Below are 17,683 nucleotides of genomic sequence, written 5' to 3' on the forward strand. Positions count from 1 at the left end.
TTACGTTACGTCCACGTACGTCCAGACATGTTCAAGCTTCGGTCCAGCTTGTCAACACAAGGACGCGGCAGGTTCCCGCCTGCCAACGGTTTCCTTTCCGGCCGATGACCGGTAGTACCTCCACAGGACAGGGATCACGCTTTCTTGCGGCGACGCAGAATGTGTGAATTCCAAGCCCTGTCCATTTCAGACAGTTGGATTGTGGCATTTGGATTGTGGCCCGTTTACGAGCAATTCAGAACTTCATTCCAATTTTAGCTTTGGCCGCTAGTGTAGAGTTGTAATGTCGGCGTATGAAAGGCAGATGTCGGGAGGAACCGCGCCACGGCGCGTGTTTTCGCTCGCCTTGCTTTCCGCCTTGCTATGCTCGACTGCACTGATTGGCGCGAGCGGAAATGCGGCCGCTTTCGAGATCTTCGGCATCAAGCTGTGGGGATCGTCGGAGGATGAAGATGCCGACATCGTCGATCCGCTGCGCTATGCGGTGACCATCGAGGCGCCCGACGCCGACGAGGATCTCGCCGAAAAGCTCGAAAACGCCTCGGCGCTGAAGGACGACGAAGAACGTCCGGTCTCCGGTTCGCTCGGCCTGCTGGCCAAGGCGCGTGCCGACCGCGATCAGCTTGTCGCCGCCCTTTATGCGGACGCCCGCTACGAGGGCGTCGTCACCATTACCATCGAAGGCAAGCCGCTCGACGATTTGCCGCCGGACGCCGAATTCTCGGGTCCGCAGCCGATTCCGGTGGTGATCAACATTGCGGCCGGGCCGAAGTTCACGCTTGGCGACATCAGGCTGGAGGGCGATGCGGCGGGGCTGTCGGGCGCCGATTTCGGCCTGATCGCCGGCGGCGATGCAGGTTCCGGTGCCGTGCTCAAGGCCGAGGCGTCGATCGTGCGGGCGCTCAAGGAGGACGGCAGGCCGCTGGCCAAGGTGACCGCCCGCGAGATCGTTGCCGATCACGCCACCTCGACGCTCGACGTGGCGCTGACCGTGGCCGCCGGGCCGGTTGCCGGCTATGGCGACACCACGGTCGAAGGCACCGAAAAGGTCGACCGCGATTTCACCGAATACATGACCGGCCTGAAGCGCGGCCGCCAATATTCGCCGGAAGAGGTCGATGAGGCGCGCGACCGGCTGCTCCGGCTGGAAGTCTTCAACAGCGTCACGCTGAAGGAGGCCGACAGTCTCGACGCCGGCGGCAATATCCCGATCGGCGTCGAAGTAAGCGAGCGCAAGCCGCGCTATTTCGGCCTTGGCGGTACCTTCTCCAACACCGAGGGGCTCGGCCTCGAAGGCTATTGGGGTCACCGCAATCTGTTCGGCCGTGCCGAAAAACTGCGCATCGAGGGTGAAATCAGCGGCATCGGCAGCAACGAACTGACCGAGCTCAACTACAATGCCGGCATCATGTTCGAAAAGCCGGGCGTGGTCGGGCCGGCGTCTAAATTCTTCGCCGGCGCCAACACCGTGCTGGAGCATCCCGACGCCTACGACCGTTTCTCGGTCAAGGGCAACACCGGCCTGTCGTATGACCTCGACCGGCAGCAGACGGTTTCGGCGGAAGTCGCGCTCGACTATTCGAAGATCACCGATTCCTTCGGCAAGCACACTTTTCTGATCGCCAGCATTCCGCTGCGCTATGTCTACGACAACCGCGACAACCGGCTCAACCCGACGACCGGATTCAGGGCGCTGGCCTATGCCGAGCCGAGCTACGACATTTTGAACGGTGCCGCCTTCGTCAAGCTTAGGGGCGAAGGATCGGCCTATCAGTCGCTCGACGCGGCCTCGAAGTTCGTCCTGGCCGAACGCGTCGTCATCGGCTCGATCATCGGCGCCGGCCTTCAGGATGTTCCGGCCGACCGGCGCTTCTATTCCGGCGGCGGCGGCTCGGTCCGCGGTTATGCCTATCAGGGCATCGGTCCGAAGGACGCCGACGGAGAGCCGATCGGCGGGCTGTCCTTCTTCGAGACCTCGTTCGAGATGCGCATCGCCATCAACGACACGATCGGCGTCGTGCCGTTCGTCGATGCCGGCACCGTCTCGACCGATCAATTCCCGGATTTTTCCGGCATGAAGGTCGGCGCCGGCGTCGGCTTGCGCTATATTACGCCGTTCGGACCGTTGCGCATCGATGCGGCGGTGCCGCTCAACCCGGATCCCGACGACCCGGATTTCGGCATCTATGCCGGTATCGGCCAGGCGTTTTGATGACAATGTTCAAGCGCATCCTTCGCATTGCCCTTTACACGCTGCTCGTCCTGGTGGCGGCGGTGGTCGGTGCGCTCGTCGTGCTGACCAAGACCGAGCGCGGCCGCGCCAATCTCGCCGGCATCATCTCGACCGTGGCGTCGACCGATGACCAGAAGGTCACGGTCAGCGGCATCGACGGCATCTGGTCCGGCGCCCTGACGGTCGACCATGTGGTGCTGGAGGATCGCCAGGGCGCCTGGCTGGTGGCGCGCAAGGTTGCCGTCAACTGGTCGCCGCTGGCGCTTCTGTCGAAAAACTTCAGCGCCGGCCGCGTCAGCGCCGATCGCATCGAGCTGGCGCGGCTGCCGGTGGCCGGCACGCAGCCGAGCCAAGGTGGCGCCACCACGCTGCCGGTGTCGCTCGACATCAAGCAGATCGACCTGCCGGAAATCGCGCTCGGGCAGGCGCTGGTCGGCAGCGGTATCGCCGAGCTCGCCGCCAAGGGATCGTTCAAGGCCGATGCGGCGCCATTGGCGCTCGCAACCAGCCTCAACATCACCCGCCGCGACGGCAAGCAAGGCAAGCTCGACGCCAACATCCATTTCGCGCCCGCCGACAACAAGCTGGACCTCGATCTGAAGGCGTCGGAGCCGGCCGGCGGCATCATCGCCAATCTGCTCAAATTGCCGGATGCGCCGCCGGTCAACATCGTCGTCACCGGCACCGGGCCGGTCGCCAATTGGAGCGGCATCGGTACCTTCGTCGTCGACGGCCAGATCGTCACCCAGCTCACAGGTCGCCACCAGCTCACCGACAAGGGCAACTATGTCGAGGCCAAGGGCGACGGCGACTTCCAGCGCTTCTTGCCCGACAATCTGAAATCCTTGTTTGCCGGCAAGACCAGCTTCGACCTCGCCGGAACCGCGATTGTGACGGGCGGCGTCGAGGTCGAGCGCGCCAGCATCGACAGCGATGCCGTGCATGGCACCGCCGCGGGCATCATCGACCCCAACGGCGCCAGCGACCTTTCGGTGGAACTCGCCGCCAAGGGTCCACCAGTCGTGCTCAGCCTCGGCGCCGCGGCGCAGCCGGTGACGGTCGCGATCACCGGCGCCACGGCTCGCGCGTTCGGCGGTGGCAAGGCGCCGATAATCGACATCGGCGCGTCCCTGGTCTCGGTGGTGGCGGGCGGCACGCGGGTGGACGATCTGGTGGCCGAGATCCATTCCGACGGCTTTGACATCCAGGACCGCAGCGGACCGGTCACCATCAAGCTTATCGCCGGCGGCCTGAACACCGACGTGGCGACGCTGGCGCCGCTGGTGACCGGCAGGGTCACCGCCGACCTCGCCGGGTCGGTCAGCAAGGACGAGATCGTCGTCGATCAAGGCACGCTGCGCAGCGATGCGCTCAATGCCTCGGTGACATCCAAGGTGACGCTGGCCGATCTGGCGATGACGCTCAAGATGAATGCCGATGCCGTCTCGACTGCGCTGCCGCCGCAGATCCGCCCGGTTCTCGGCGAGCGTGTGACATTCTCGGCGACCGCGACCCGCGACCCGCAAGGCTTGTTTGCCGCCAATGCGCTGCAACTCAATTCGGGCTCGCTCAGCGCCAGCGGCACCGCCAGCGCGACGGGCACCGACATCCAGGCCGACATCAGGGGCACGCTCGGCGATGTCTCGGTGCTGTCGCCGATGGTTGGCGTACCGGTCGGCGGGGCCGTCAATTTCGCGCTGACGGCGAGCGGCGCGCGCTCGGCGCCGGATTTCTCGGTCTCGGCCGACAGCGACAGCCTGACCGCGTCGGGCCGCACGGTCAAGATGATCAAGCTGACAGCGACGGGCAAGGCCGACATCGTCAATCCCGCTGCCGATGTCGCACTGACAGGGTCCGTCGACGACCAGCCGCTCGATCTCAGGGCATCTTTGGTGACGCGTGACGGAACGCGTTCCCTCAACGGGCTTAGCCTGTCGCTGGCCGACAACAAGGTCTCGGGCGATCTCGTGCTCGACGACAGCTTGCTGCCGCTCGGCACGCTGACCCTCGAAGCGCCCGATATCGGCCCGCTGGCCGCGCTTGCCGGGCAGACGGCGGCCGGCGACGTGCAGGGCAGCATCCGCCTCTCGAATGATGGTGGCGCGCCGACGGTAGTCATCGATATGACGAGCGGGTCTATTTCCCGCGGCGATCTGGCGGCGAAGACCATCGCCGTCAACGCGCTGGTCGCCAACTTTCTCAAGGCGCCGGCGATCTCCGGCACGATCAAGGCCGATACGGTCACATCAGGCGCCACCGTGATCAGCGGCATCGGTGTCGATTTGAAGCGCGACGGCGACTGGACCGGGTTTTCCGGCGGCGCCACCGTTGCCGGAATTCCGGCCACGGCAGAAGGCAGGGTGAGGATCGCGGACGGCACGACAAGCGTCGAAATCGCCTCCGGCGATGCGACCATTCGCGGCATCAGGGCGGCGATGGCGCAGCCGTCGACCCTGAGCATCGCCAATGGCAACGCCAGCATCGAGAAGCTGATGCTCGATGTCGGCGGCGGATCGGTGACAGTGTCCGGCACCGCCGGCCAGACGCTCGATCTCGCGGCAGAGTTTTCCGGGCTGCCGGCCGCCCTGGCCAATGATTTTTCACCCGGCCTCGACGCCGCGGGCACACTCGGTGGAACGGCGCATGTGACGGGACCGTCGACAGCCCCTGACATTCGTTTCAATGCGCAGCTCAACGGCGCCGAGACCAGCCAGACCCGCCAGGCGGGGCTTGGGCAGCTCAACCTCGATGCCGCAGGCAGCTTCTCCTCCGCCGGCGGCGTCGCCATCGACAACGCGACGCTTGCCGGGGACAAGATTTCCGGCAAGGCTGCCGGCACCATCAATCCGAACGGCGCCAGCGATTTTTCGCTCGACCTGGCCTCGACCGGCCCGAGCCTGCCGCTGACGCTCGGCAGCACCGAGAGCCCGATCAAGCTCGAGCTGCAGGCGCTTTCGGTGGAGGTCGCGGGGCAGGGCACGCAATCGACGCTGAATATCTCCGCGACACTGCCGTCGGTCGCCACCAACCTCGCCAAGGCCGAAGGCATCGCGCTTGCGCTCCATTCCGACGCCTTCGATCTGAAGGGCCGAACAGGGCCGATCTCCGGTACGGTGACGGCGGGCAAAATCGGCCTGGACAATCCGACCATCGCGCCGCTGCTCGCCGGAAAGATTACTGCCAAGGTCGCCGGCGATCTCGCTACCGATACCATCGTCATCGACAGCGGGTCGGTGACGAGCGACGCGCTGAACAGCGGCTTCAATGGAAGGATCTCGCTGGCCGACGGCGCCATCGACCTCAACCTCAAGACCGACGCCGTTTCCGCGGCGCTGCCGGCGGCAGCGCGCGGCGTGCTCGCGCAGCGGACGGAACTCAGTGCCGCGCTGAAGCGCGACGCCAATGGCAATGTCACCGCCGATGCGATCAGGCTGGTATCCGGCGCGCTGACCGCCGACGGGCAGGCCAGCCTTGCCGACAACAAGCTCACCGTCGACATTAAAGGCGCGCTGGCCGACATCTCGCTTCTGTCAGGGGACGCCAACGGCGCCATCACCTTTGCGCTGAACGCGCAAGGCGCCAGCACCGCGCCCGACCTGTCGCTGACGGTCAACAGCGACCGGCTTTCGGTGGCGGCGCGAGAAATCACCGGGCTAAAGCTCACCGCGACGGGGAAGGGCGACATCGCCAGCCCGGCGGCCGATATCTCGCTCACCGGATCCGTCAATGACGAGCCACTCGATTTCAAGGCGTCGCTGGTAACGCGCCAAGGAAAGCGGTCCATAAACGGACTAAGCCTGTCACTGGGCGACAACAAAGTTTCCGGCGACCTTGCTCTCGACGATCGATTCCTGCCGCTCGGCACGGTTGCGCTGGATCTACCCGATATCAGTCCGCTCGCAGCCCTGGCGCTGGAAAAAGCTGACGGCGACGTGCGTGGCACGATCGTCTTCTCGAAGACCGGCAATGCGCCTCATGTCGCCATCAAGGCGACCACAGATTCAATTTCGCGCGGCGATCTTTCGGCAAAGACGGTCACCATCGATGCGCTGATTGCCAACTATGTCGCCGCACCGGCGATCTCCGGTAAAATCCGTGCCGACAGCGTCACCTCCGGCGGCACCGTGATCAGCGGCATCGATGTCGATTTGAAGCGCGACGGCGACTGGACCGGGTTTTCCGGCGGCGCCACCGTTGCCGGAATTCCGGCCACGGCAGAAGGCAGGGTGAGGATCGCGGACGGCACGACAAGCGTCGAAATCGCCTCCGGCGATGCGACCATTCGCGGCATCAGGGCGGCGATGGCGCAGCCGTCGACCCTGAGCATCGCCAATGGCAACGCCAGCATCGAGAAGCTGATGCTCGATGTCGGCGGCGGATCGGTGACAGTGTCCGGCACCGCCGGCCAGACGCTCGATCTCGCGGCAGAGTTTTCCGGGCTGCCGGCCGCCCTGGCCAATGATTTTTCACCCGGCCTCGACGCCGCGGGCACACTCGGTGGAACGGCGCATGTGACGGGACCGTCGACAGCCCCTGACATTCGTTTCAATGCGCAGCTCAACGGCGCCGAGACCAGCCAGACCCGCCAGGCGGGGCTTGGGCAGCTCAACCTCGATGCCGCAGGCAGCTTCTCCTCCGCCGGCGGCGTCGCCATCGACAACGCGACGCTTGCCGGGGACAAGATTTCCGGCAAGGCTGCCGGCACCATCAATCCGAACGGCGCCAGCGATTTTTCGCTCGACCTGGCCTCGACCGGCCCGAGCCTGCCGCTGACGCTCGGCAGCACCGAGAGCCCGATCAAGCTCGAGCTGCAGGCGCTTTCGGTGGAGGTCGCGGGGCAGGGCACGCAATCGACGCTGAATATCTCCGCGACACTGCCGTCGGTCGCCACCAACCTCGCCAAGGCCGAAGGCATCGCGCTTGCGCTCCATTCCGACGCCTTCGATCTGAAGGGCCGAACAGGGCCGATCTCCGGTACGGTGACGGCGGGCAAAATCGGCCTGGACAATCCGACCATCGCGCCGCTGCTCGCCGGAAAGATTACTGCCAAGGTCGCCGGCGATCTCGCTACCGATACCATCGTCATCGACAGCGGGTCGGTGACGAGCGACGCGCTGAACAGCGGCTTCAATGGAAGGATCTCGCTGGCCGACGGCGCCATCGACCTCAACCTCAAGACCGACGCCGTTTCCGCGGCGCTGCCGGCGGCAGCGCGCGGCGTGCTCGCGCAGCGGACGGAACTCAGTGCCGCGCTGAAGCGCGACGCCAATGGCAATGTCACCGCCGATGCGATCAGGCTGGTATCCGGCGCGCTGACCGCCGACGGGCAGGCCAGCCTTGCCGACAACAAGCTCACCGTCGACATTAAAGGCGCGCTGGCCGACATCTCGCTTCTGTCAGGGGACGCCAACGGCGCCATCACCTTTGCGCTGAACGCGCAAGGCGCCAGCACCGCGCCCGACCTGTCGCTGACGGTCAACAGCGACCGGCTTTCGGTTGCCGAACGCGAGATCACCGGGTTGAGCCTCACCGCCACCGGCAAGGCCGATGCCGCCAACCCGGCGGCCAATGTCCAACTGACCGGAAACGTCGCGGGCCAGCCCCTGCAAGGCAGCGCCGTGTTGGCGACGTCAAACGGCAAGCGCGCCATCGACGGGCTTTTGCTGTCGCTCGGCAAGAACCGGATATCAGGCGACCTGGCGCTTGACGAGGCGTTCGTGCCTGAAGGCACCGTGGCGCTCGACCTACCTGACATCGGACCGCTGGCAGCGCTTGCGCTGGAAAAGGCGGAAGGCGACGTGCGCGGCACGATCGTGTTCTCGAAGACCGGCAATGCGCCTGGCGTCACCGTCAAGGCTTCGACGGCGTCGATTACACGCGGTGATGTTTCGGCGAAGACGGTGACCATCGATGCATCGATCGGCAACTATCTCGCGGCACCGGTGATCTCCGGAAAAATCCGGGCCGACAGCGTCACCTCCGGCGACACCGTCATTCGCGGCATCGATGTCGATCTCACCCGTGACGGCGACTGGACCGGCTTTTCCGGCGGCGCCACCGTCAAGGACATTCCGGCCAAGGCGGCCGGCCGCGTCAGGGTCGCCAATGGCACGACGACGGTTGAGCTCGCCTCCGGCCAGGCGACGATGCGCGGCATCAAGGCGGCGATCGCCCAGACCTCGACCATCACCATCGCCAACGGCACCACCAGCCTGGACAGGCTCGCACTCAACCTCGGCGGCGGCACGGCGACGGTTTCGGGCAAGGTCGGGGAGGCGCTCAATCTCAACGCGACGCTGGCGCGGGTGCCGATGTCGCTCGCCAACAGTTTCTCGCCCGGCCTCGATGCCGCCGGCACGATCTCGGGCACGGTGAAGGTGACGGGCGCGCCGGCCAATCCGGCCGTCGCCTTCAAGGTCGACGCCGCAGGCGTCCAGACGTCGCAGACCCGCGGCGCCGGTTTCGGCGGCATGGGCGTTTCGTCCTCCGGCACGTTTTCCGGCAACCGACTGACCTTCGAGGCCAACATGAGCGATGCCGCCGGTCTCGGCCTCAAGGGCGGCGGCACGATGACGACATCAGGCACGCCGACGCTTGATCTCGACTTTTCCGGCAAGGTGCCGTTCGCCTTCCTGACCCGGACACTGGCCGCACAAGGCCTGTCGTTGAGCGGCACTGCCGACGTCAATCTGAAGGTGCGCGGCCCGGCGACGGCGCCGGTGATCACAGGCACGGTCCGCACGTCAGGTGCCCGCCTGATCGATGCACGCTCGGGACTTGCAATCAACGACATCACCGCCGATGTGGCGATCGGCGATGGCGTCGCCAGGATCAACCGCCTGACCGGCAATTTGTCGACGCGCGGCAGCCTGTCGGCCAGCGGCACGGTCGGCATCAATCCGGCGCAAGGCTTTCCGGCCGACCTGTCGGTCAAGCTCGTCGACGGTCGCTACACCGACGGCAGGGTGGTCACCGCCAATCTCGGCGGCGACCTGACCATCAAGGGGCCACTCGCATCGGCGCCGTTGATCTCGGGTACGATCAACCTGGCCAAGACCGTCATCACCGTTCCCGAAAAGTTGCCGGGCTCGCTGGCGGCCCTCAACATCAGGCACAAGAACGCACCGGCCGCCGTGCGCGCGCAAGACAAGGCGTTGCGTCCGGCGACGGCGAGCAGCAGCAGCGGTGGTGGCGGCCTCAACCTCGATGTCACAGTCAACGCGCCCAGCCAGATCTTCATCCAGGGCAGGGGCGTCGATGCCGAGCTTGGCGGTTCGCTGCGGCTGACCGGCCCGGCATCGTCGCCGCAAGCGGTCGGCACCTTTGACTTGCAGCGCGGTCGGCTGTCGATCCTGGCCAAGCGGCTGACCTTCACCGAAGGCACGGTCGGTTTTTCGGGGTCGCTGGTGCCCTATCTCAATCTCACGGCGACATCGACGACGAACAGCACCACCGTCACCATCGTGGTGTCGGGCGAGGCGACCAATCCGAAATTCAACTTCTCGTCGGTGCCGACATTGCCAGAGGACGAGGTCCTGGCGCAACTGATTTTCGGACGCTCGATGTCGAACCTGTCGCCGCTGCAGATCGCCCAGCTTGCCGAAGCCGCCGCGCAACTGGCCGGCATCGGCGGCTCGACCTCGCTGCTCCAGAACCTGCGCAGCGCCATCGGCGTCGACGATCTCGACGTCGTCACCGACGAGGAGGGCGGCACCGCGGTCTCGGCCGGCAAATATCTCAACGACCGCACCTATGTGACGATCCAGAAGGGCGACAAGCCGGGTTCGGGCAAGGCGGCGATCGATCTCGACGTCGGCCGCGGCGTCAAATTGCGCGGCGAAGCCACCGATGCCGGCGAAGCCAAGGGTGGCATTTTCTACGAACGCGAGTACTGAAGCCGGCCTGCGTGATAGGGGCCGGCAGTCCGACAGCCCTCGTCGCCGTTCTGGCACTCATCCGCGATCGGCCGGCGCGGTGCAAAGCTTCGCGCATGACCGCGAGTATCGAAATCGATTTCGGCGCAAAATCAAACCGCTACAGCGTCCGTTGCGCGCCCGACGGGACGTGCGGCGCGGTAGTGAATGTCTCAGTTTGATCGATGCCGGAGATTCGAACGAAATCTGCCGGGCAATAGCAATTTTGCGCCAAGACTGTCGTTATCACGCGAACTGCTTCCCTTCCAAAGTTGCACATTCCTTGGCATGTTCCCAATCCGGTGCCGTTTTTGACATCACGGCCCGGATGCGGAATGGTAAAAGGCAGAAAGCCAACAATGGGAGTTCTCGATGACAATCTACAAGAGTAATGGCGACCGCGTTCCGGATCACATCCATGCGATGGCCCAGGAAGCCAGGGCCGGACGTGTCGATCGCCGCGAGTTTCTCGCTTTGGCCAGCGTTTTCGGCGCGTCCACGGCGATGGCCTATGGCATGCTCGGCCTCGCCGACCCGACGCCGGCGAGAGCGCAGGACGCGCAGGGCAAGAAAGGCGGCATACTGAAGGTCGCTATGTGGATCAAGGATCCGAAGGATCCGCGCAAGGCCGACTGGTCGGAAATCGCCAATGCCGAGCGCCAGGCGCTCGAGCCGATGGTCAAGTACACGAACGAATACACGTTCCGCCCCTACCTGCTCGAGAGCTGGGACGTCAACGACGACGCCACCGAATACACGCTGCATGTGCGCAAGGGCGTCACCTGGAACAACGGCGATCCGTTCACCGCCGACGATGTCATCTTCAACTTCAAGCGTTGGGCCGACAAGAAGGCCGAAGGCAATTCCATGCCCGGTCGTCTCGGCTCGCTGGTCAAGGACGACAAGCTGGATGAGAGCGCCGTCACCAAGGTCGACGAACACACGGTCAAGCTGACGCTCAGCTCGCCGGATATCGCGCTCATCCCCAACGTGTGCGACTATCCCGGTCTCGTCGTCCACAAGACCTTCGACGAAAAGGGCGGCGATTTCAAAGCCTGCCCGATCGGCACCGGCCCATTTGAACTGGTCTCCTACGATGTCGGCCAGAAGGTCGTCTACAAACGCCGCGAAGACAACAAGTGGTGGGACGGTGAGGTGTTTCTCGACGGCGTCGAGTTCATCGACTATGGCACCGATCCGGCGGCGATGGTCAGCGCTTTCGAAGCCGGCGAAGTCCATACCAATTTCGAGACGTCGGCCGACTATGTGTCGATCCTCGACGGTGTCGATCTGGTCAAGTCCGAGGTGGTCACCGCTTCGACGATCGTCTGCCGCACCAATGTGACCAACAAGCCGTATGACGATCAGAAGGTTCGCAACGCGCTGCAGCTTGCGGTCGACAACGCTGTCGTCCTGCAGCTCGGCTACGGCAATGCCGGCACAGTTGCCGAAAACCACCATGTCTCGCCGATCCATCCGGAATACTTCGAGCTGGCGAAGATTGCCCGCGATCCGGCCAAGGCTAAGGCGCTGATGGCTGAAGCCGGCCAGGCCGACTTCGAGCACGAGCTGATCACGGTCGACGAAGACTGGCACAAGAACACCGGCGATGCGATCGCCGCGCAGATGCGCGACGCCGGCATCAAGGTCAAGCGTACGGTGCTGCCGGGCTCGACCTTCTGGAACGACTGGACCAAATACCCGCTGTCGATGACCAACTGGAACATGCGGCCGCTCGGCGTCCAGGTTCTGGCGATCGGCTATCGCACCGGTGAAGCCTGGAACGAGACGGGCTGGGCGAATGCGGAGTGGGATGCCAAGCTCAACGCTGCGCTCGCCGTTGCCGACCCCGCCAAGCGCAAGGAAATGATGAAGGACATCGAGCAGATCCTGCAAGATGCCGGCATCATCATCCAGCCCTACTGGCGCAAGCTCTACAGCCATTCGGTCGCTTCCGTTAAGAACTACGGCATGCACCCGACCTTCGAGCGCGACTACGGCAAGGTCTGGCTCGACGAGGAGGCCTGATCGGATCGATCGTGGAAGGGGCGGTTCGCCCCTTCCACCCACGCCATGCATGATCCCACAACCGCAGATCGGCGCAGAAAAAAAGCGCAGACTCTTCGGAAAGGGGCGTGCAATAAGACAGGGTTGATCGCATTCTGAGGGTCCGTTTGACAGCCAGCTCTGCCGATTGCGGCTGAACTGGCTCCGAGCCGGCCTCAACCCCAACCAGCCGGCAGGGGACCGCCATGCTTTCTTTCATCCTTCGACGCCTCGGCACCATGGCATTGACGATGCTGTGCCTGACGATGGTCGTGTTCTTCCTGATCAATCTCGATCCCAATCTGAAAAAGCTGGCGATCAGCCAGACCGAAATGCACACCTCGGCCGAGCAGCTCGAAAACTGGCTTGTCAACCATGGCTACCGCCAGAATTTCTTTTCCCGCTATGGCCAATGGCTGGGTATCGTGCCCAAGCAGCCAGTCACAGACCCGGCAACCGGCAAACCCACGCGACGTTTTGCCTTCTGCAACGATCCTGTCGAGCCGACATTCTCCGGCGTTCTGCAGGGTGACTTCGGCTGCTCGACCAAGTTCAAGACGACGGTCGCGTCGAAGCTATTCCCGGCGCTTGGTGCTACCGGAATCCTGATGTTCTGGGTGCTTGTGGTGATGGTGCCGATCTCGCTGCTGATCGGCATCCTCGCCGGCATGCGCGAAGGCTCGCGAACCGACCGGACCTTGTCGGTCGCCTCGATCGCCTCGACGGCGACGCCCGAATATGTCTCGGGCGTCATTTTCACCGTCATCTTCGCCTCATGGCTCGGCCTGCTGAACGGTTCGGCGGCTTCCGCCAGCCGGGGCATCACCTTCTACAACTTCACCTTGCCTGTGATGACGCTGGCGATCTATGGCATCGGCTATATCGCCCGCATGACCCGCGCCTCGATGGTCGAGGTGATGACGCAGCAATATATCCGCACCGCCCGGTTGAAGGGCCTCTCCTTCGGCAGCGTCGTGGTCAAGCACGCGCTGCGCAACGCGCTGATCGCGCCATTCACCGTCATCATGCTGCAATTTCCCTGGCTGCTCACCGGCGTCGTCATCGTCGAGGTGATGTTCCGCTACCAGGGGTTTGGCTACACGCTGGTCGAGGCGGCCGGCAACAACGATATCGATCTTTTGCTCGGCTGCTCCCTGGTCTCGGTGTTCATCGTCCTGATCACGCAGCTCATTTCCGATGTCGGCTACGCGTTTCTCAATCCGCGTATCAGAGTTCAATAGGGGATCGAGCGGATGCAGCTTGAATATATCGGCGCCTTCAATGTGGTGCTTGGCGTGCTTGCGCGTTTCTGGCCGGTCTGGATCGCTCTCGTCCTGGTGATGGGGGCGAGCTTCGCCTACAAGAAGAGGCTTGGCCTCTACGGTCAGCTCTTCGACAGCAGCGTCGGCATCGTCGGCGTCGGCATCTGCCTGTTCTGGCTGTTCACGGCGATCTTCGCGTCGACCGTCTCGCCCTTCAATCCGCTTGTCCAGATCCCGATCATGAAGGACGCGCTGCCGGGCGCGGTCGAGCCGCAATCGGGACTTGTCTACCTGTTCGGCGGCGACAAGCTTGCCCGCGACGTGTTCAGCCGCATGGTCTACGGCAGCCAGATCGTGCTGATCATCGCGCCGGCGGCGACCGGTTTTGCGCTGATGGTCGGCATCACGCTCGGCCTGCCGGCCGGCTATTATGGAGGCAGGATCGATACGGTGCTGTCATTCCTCGCCAATCTGGTGCTCGCCTTCCCGGTGATCCTGCTGTTCTACCTCCTGGTGACGCCGGGCATCATGGAGACACCGATCCCCTATGCGATGGCCGGCCTGTTCTTCATGTTCCCGATCATCTTCTTCAGCGTGCTGTTCTGGACGCGCTACAAGAAACGGCCCGACCGCCTTTACATCCTCCTGGGGCTGACGCTGATCATTGGCGGCTGGGTCTATGCCGGCCTGGTCTTCGATGCCGATCCGTTCAGGATCATCCATATCGATCCCAACCAGCTCAACATCTTCGTGGCGGTGGTGTTCGCCTCCAGCCCCGGCGTGTTCCGCATCGTGCGCGGCCTGGTCATGGACATCAAAACGCGCGACTATGTGGCGGCGGCGCAGACGCGCGGTGAATCGCCCTGGTACATCATGCTGTGGGAGATACTTCCCAATGCGCGCGGGCCGCTGATCGTCGATGCCTGCCTGCGTATCGGCTACACCACGATCCTGCTCGGCACGCTGGGCTATTTTGGCCTGGGGCTGGCGCCCGAGAGCCCGGACTGGGGCACCGCGATCAAGGATGCCAGCCGGCTGCTGCGCTCCTTCATCCATCCGGCGCTGCCGCCGACGATCGCGCTGATGTCGTTCGTGCTGGGCCTTAACCTGCTGGCCGACTCGCTGCGTGAACAATCGATGAAAGATTGATGGACGGGTTCTCGACCCGATATGCTGAAAGAACCAGGATTGGAGCGACCCATGAATGAGGCAGTTCGAAATCCCCCCAAGCCGACCAACGGGCCGACCAACGGGCCGATCATCGAAATCGAGAACCTGTCGATCTCCTTCTTCACCCGCAAGGGCGAGATACCGGCCGTCATGGATTTTTCCTGCACGGTCATGCCTGGCGAAGCGATGGGCATCGTCGGCGAATCCGGCTGCGGCAAGTCGACCGTGTCGCTCGGCATCATGCGCGACCTCTCCAACATCGGAAAAATCGTCGGCGGCCGGATAAAGTTCCAGGGCAAGGACATGGGCGAGCTGTCCGACGAGGAACTGCGCGCCATCCGCGGCAACAAGATCGCGATGATCTACCAGGAGCCGATGGCCAGCCTGAACCCGGCGATGAAGGTCGGCCAGCAACTGATGGAAGTGCCGCTGATCCACGACAAGGTGTCGAAGGAAGAGGCTTATCAACGCGCGCTGGAAATGGTGCGCTCGGTCAGGCTGCCCGATCCGGAGCGGATGATGCGCTCGTTTCCGCACCAGCTTTCCGGTGGCCAGCAACAGCGCATCGTCATCGCCATGGCGCTGCTGTCGAAGCCGGCGCTGCTGCTGCTCGACGAGCCGACGACGGCGCTCGACGTGACGGTCGAAGCCGGCATCGTCGACCTGGTCAAGGGGCTCGGCGAGAAGTTCGGCACCTCGATGATCTTCGTGTCGCACAATCTCGGCCTGATCCTGGAAACCTGCGACCGCATCACGGTGATGTATTCGGGCGAAGCGGTGGAGACCGGCAAGATCAAGGACGTCTTCGACCGGATGCGCCATCCCTACACGCAAGGCCTGTTCCGCTCGATCCCGCTGCCCGGCGCCGACAAGAATTCGCGGCCTCTGATCTCCATCCCGGGGCAATTGCCGCTGCCGCACGAGCGGCCGAAGGGCTGCAATTTCGGCCCCCGCTGCCACCATTTCGTCGAGGGCGTCTGCAACGCCGCAGAAATCCCGATGATCGCGGTCGACGGCCATGAAGGCCATTTTTCGCGCTGCGTGCGCTTCAACGAGATCGACTGGGAAGCGCTGCCGCCCGGCGCCAAGAAGGTCAACGAGCGCGTCGAGCCCGGCGCGCCGGTGCTCAAGATCGAGGATCTCAAAAAGTACTACAAGGTCGGCGGCAGCGAGGTGTTCGGCTCGAGCGAGGGCCGCGTCGTCAAGGCCAATGAGACGATCTCCTTCATGGCGCGCGAATCCGAGACCGTCGCCATCGTCGGCGAGTCCGGCTGCGGAAAGTCGACGCTGGCCAAGGTGCTGCTCGGACTGGAGACGGCAAGCTCCGGCAGCGTGACGCTCGGCAACCAGCAGATCCAGTCGATCGGGGTCGAGAACCGCAGCGTCGAGACGGTGTCGTCGATCCAGATGGTGTTCCAGAATCCGTTCGACACGCTCAATCCCAGCCATACGGTCGGCTCGCAGATCATCCGCACGCTGGAAAAATTCAATGTCGGCAACACCGTTGCCGATCGCCGCAAGCGCATGCTGGAACTGCTCGACCTGGTGAAGCTGCCGCGGGCGTTCGAGTCCCGCAAGCCGCGCCAGCTTTCAGGCGGCCAGAAGCAGCGCATCGGCGTGGCGCGGGCTTTTGCCGGCGATGCCAAGGTGGTGGTGGCCGACGAGCCAGTCTCGGCGCTCGACGTGTCGGTGCAGGCGGCGGTGACCGAACTGTTGATGGACATCCAGCGCAAGAACAAGACGACGATGCTGTTCATCAGCCACGACCTGTCGGTGGTGCGCTACATCGCCGACCGCGTCGTCGTCATGTATCTCGGCTATATCGTCGAGCAGGGCACGACCGACCAGATCTTTTCGCCGCCCTATCATCCCTATACCGAGGCGCTGCTGTCGGCGATCCCGATCGCCGATACCAGCGTGATCAAGAAGCACATCGTGCTGGAGGGCGACATCCCGTCGGCGATGAACCCGCCAACCGGCTGCCCGTTCCAGACCCGCTGCGGCTACAAGAAGCTGGTGCCGGACAATCTTTGCGAGACGCAGGTGCCGCCGGTCAAGCATCTCGGCGACGGTCATATGAGCCTGTGCTGGCTTGCCGACGACGTGCTGGCGAAAATGGAGCCGGTGATCAAGTTCGACAAGGAGCATGCCGCCAATGAAGGCGTGCCCGACGACGCGCCGCAAGGCATCGGTCCGGGCTTTGCCGGCGCTCCGCCGCAGCGTCCGCACGGCAAGAGGCCGAAGCTGACGGACGATTAGATCCGTGGCGCCATCAACGCGCGCATTGGCGTAGCTGCGCGGCGTAGTCCCGAGCCATCTGCTCCGTGGCCCGCGCATAGCGCTGCACGCCGGCATCGCCGCGGTTGCCGCGGCCATAGGCCGTCCAGCCGAGATAATAGGCCAGATAGAGATTGTAGGTGTCGTTGCGGGCGACGCCGAGCGTGTCTGATGTCTTGGAATGATACCAGCCGACGAAATCGACGGCATCGGCGAAGCTGGTGCGGCGCGCCGCCCAACTGCCGGTCTCGCTCTGATATTGCGCCCAGGTGCCGTCAAGCGCCTGCGAGAAGCCGGTGGCGCTGGAGGCACGTTTCCAGGGAATGAAGCCGAGCAGTTTCTTGCGCGGCGGCCTGGCGTTGCTCTTGAAGCCGGATTCCTTGCGCACCGTCGCCATCAGCACGGGAACCGGCACGCCGTGCTTCCGTTCGGCGCGTTCGGCCGCCGCCTGCCAGTTGTCGAACCAGCCGTCATTCTGGTCGAAGACGGCGCAGACATTGTTGATATGGCTCGGCGGCGTCGCGCAGGCCGACAGCGCCAGCAGCACGGTAACGGCTACAATTTTGCTAAAACTCGACCTACCCATTGGAAGAGGATTAGGCTGGAATCATAAAGGGAATCTTGCAGCGTTCCTTAACGGCTGATCGGCCGCATTGGCCGGGACACAGCGAGGATAGATATTCCGACGTTTTCCGTCGCTTTTGTCGGCACCGAAAATCCCAAAATGCCGCCTTGGCTAAAATCGCGCCCGCAGGTGGCGGATTTCTGACAGCCCGATCGTC

Annotated in this window: 7 protein-coding genes; 6 read left to right on the forward strand and 1 reads right to left on the reverse strand. The window is 64.0% G+C overall.

Going from position 1 to position 17,683, the window contains the following annotated elements; translation table 11 throughout:
- Positions 1-283: 283 nt before the first annotated feature.
- The 6 genes from AC0L2C_RS12110 to AC0L2C_RS12135 all read left to right on the forward strand — a co-directional run bounded on the left by AC0L2C_RS12110 (position 284) and on the right by AC0L2C_RS12135 (position 16,883).
- On the forward strand, positions 284-2,212 hold the full coding sequence (locus AC0L2C_RS12110; protein ID WP_128170172.1) for an autotransporter assembly complex protein TamA: 1,929 nt from the start codon (positions 284-286) through the stop codon (positions 2,210-2,212).
- Positions 2,212-10,128, forward strand: coding sequence for a translocation/assembly module TamB domain-containing protein (locus AC0L2C_RS12115; protein ID WP_473523442.1), 7,917 nt, complete (start codon positions 2,212-2,214; stop codon positions 10,126-10,128). The genes AC0L2C_RS12110 and AC0L2C_RS12115 overlap by 1 nt, the downstream gene beginning before the upstream one ends.
- A gap of 390 nt (positions 10,129-10,518) precedes the next feature.
- The gene (locus AC0L2C_RS12120) at positions 10,519-12,174 is read left to right on the forward strand and encodes an ABC transporter substrate-binding protein (RefSeq protein ID WP_473523443.1); all 1,656 of its coding nucleotides are present in this window, start codon (positions 10,519-10,521) and stop codon (positions 12,172-12,174) included.
- Between the two features lie 224 nt (positions 12,175-12,398).
- Entirely contained in the window at positions 12,399-13,433 is a 1,035-nt protein-coding gene (locus AC0L2C_RS12125; protein WP_128174268.1) for an ABC transporter permease, read from the forward strand.
- A gap of 12 nt (positions 13,434-13,445) precedes the next feature.
- Positions 13,446-14,603: an ABC transporter permease gene (locus AC0L2C_RS12130; protein ID WP_091600286.1), complete on the forward strand. Its 1,158-nt coding sequence runs from the start codon at positions 13,446-13,448 to the stop codon at positions 14,601-14,603.
- A gap of 51 nt (positions 14,604-14,654) precedes the next feature.
- Positions 14,655-16,883, forward strand: coding sequence for a dipeptide ABC transporter ATP-binding protein (locus AC0L2C_RS12135; protein ID WP_473523444.1), 2,229 nt, complete (start codon positions 14,655-14,657; stop codon positions 16,881-16,883).
- A gap of 13 nt (positions 16,884-16,896) precedes the next feature.
- On the opposite strand, the gene AC0L2C_RS12140 is transcribed toward AC0L2C_RS12135, so the two are convergent.
- On the reverse strand, positions 16,897-17,487 hold the full coding sequence (locus tag AC0L2C_RS12140) for a transglycosylase SLT domain-containing protein (protein WP_128174262.1): 591 nt from the start codon (positions 17,485-17,487) through the stop codon (positions 16,897-16,899).
- Between the last annotated feature and the right edge of the window lie 196 nt (positions 17,488-17,683).

This window comes from Mesorhizobium sp. WSM4845 (assembly GCF_055811455.1).

Excerpts from the sequence above, each read along its gene's own strand:
- AC0L2C_RS12120 (WP_473523443.1), top strand. The coding sequence starts at position 10,519 with ATGACAATCTACAAGAGTAATGGCGACCGCGTTCCGGATCACATCCAT.
- AC0L2C_RS12135 (WP_473523444.1), top strand. The coding sequence starts at position 14,655 with ATGAATGAGGCAGTTCGAAATCCCCCCAAGCCGACCAACGGGCCGACC.
- AC0L2C_RS12115 (WP_473523442.1), top strand. The coding sequence starts at position 2,212 with ATGACAATGTTCAAGCGCATCCTTCGCATTGCCCTTTACACGCTGCTC.
- AC0L2C_RS12125 (WP_128174268.1), top strand. The coding sequence starts at position 12,399 with ATGCTTTCTTTCATCCTTCGACGCCTCGGCACCATGGCATTGACGATG.
- AC0L2C_RS12110 (WP_128170172.1), top strand. The coding sequence starts at position 284 with ATGTCGGCGTATGAAAGGCAGATGTCGGGAGGAACCGCGCCACGGCGC.
- AC0L2C_RS12140 (WP_128174262.1), bottom strand. The coding sequence starts at position 17,487 with ATGGGTAGGTCGAGTTTTAGCAAAATTGTAGCCGTTACCGTGCTGCTG.
- AC0L2C_RS12130 (WP_091600286.1), top strand. The coding sequence starts at position 13,446 with ATGCAGCTTGAATATATCGGCGCCTTCAATGTGGTGCTTGGCGTGCTT.